We start from the raw sequence: 898 nt of genomic DNA, 5'->3' as shown, positions 1-898 counted from the left end.
CGGCGCGCCGGTGCCGCTGTACGACGGCAAGGCCAAGCTCACCTACGTCGACTTCTGGGCCTCGTGGTGCGGCCCCTGCCGCGAGTCCTTCCCCTGGATGAACGAGATGCAGGCCAAGTACGGCGCGCAGGGCCTGCGCATCGTGGCGGTCAACCTCGACGCCCGCCGCGACGACGCCCAGGCCTTCCTCAAGGAGGTGCCCGCCAAGGTCGCGCTGGCCTTCGATCCGAAGGGCGGTTCCGCGCAGCGCGTCGGGGTCCGGGCGATGCCGAGCTCGGTGGTGCTGGGCCCCGACGGCCGCGTGCTGATGGAGCACGCCGGCTTCCGCGCCGAGGACAAGGCCGAGCTCGAGGCCCGCATCGCCGCCGCATTGAAGGCGGCCAAAGCGCCCTGAGCGCCCTGAGCGCCATGAATGCCGCCCTGAGCGCCCGAGCTTCCCGAGCTTCCCGAGCGTCCTGAGCGCGCGATGGCGCACCCGGCGCCGCGTCCCGACACCCACCGGCGCGGCCACCCGCGCTCCGCCGCTCCCCCTTGCTTTCACCCTGGAGTCCCACGATGTCCCTGCCTCCGACGCCTCGCCGCCGCGCCCCGCTCGCGACGGCCGCCCTGGTCGCCGGCGCGACGCTGCTCGCGTTCGCGACCACCGGCTGCGCGATCCAGCCCCCCAAGCCCTGGGAGAAGGGCGCGCTCGCCCGCCCCGAGATGACGATGGGCGGCGACTGCTCGGCGACCGTTTCGCCCAGCCACATCTACACCAGCAAGGAAAACGCCTCCGGCGGCAATGGCGTGGGAGGAGGCGGTTGTGGCTGCAATTGAGTTCGAACGCGTCCCTGCTGCGGGAGCCGTCGACGCGCCCGCGACCGCGCGACGCCGGCGGCCCCGCTGCCCGACACGACCG

General features: G+C 73.7%; 2 protein-coding genes. Both read left to right on the top strand.

All coding sequences use genetic code 11. The annotated features are described in order from the left end of the window. On the top strand, positions 1–394 hold a 394-nt coding region (locus FUT87_RS11795; RefSeq protein ID WP_147241135.1), incomplete at its 5' end, for a TlpA disulfide reductase family protein. Positions 395–555: 161 nt separating this feature from the next. Beyond that, on the top strand, positions 556–816 hold the full coding sequence (locus FUT87_RS11790) for a DUF4266 domain-containing protein (RefSeq protein WP_147241134.1): 261 nt from the start codon (positions 556–558) through the stop codon (positions 814–816). The last annotated feature ends 82 nt before the right edge of the window (positions 817–898 follow it).

This window comes from Mitsuaria sp. TWR114 (assembly GCF_007997345.1).
This window is presented reverse-complemented; position numbering and strand designations above follow the sequence as displayed.

Bases quoted from the DNA above. Each gene is read 5' to 3' on its own strand.
- FUT87_RS11790 (WP_147241134.1), top strand. From the start codon at position 556: ATGTCCCTGCCTCCGACGCCTCGCCGCCGCGCCCCGCTCGCGACGGCC.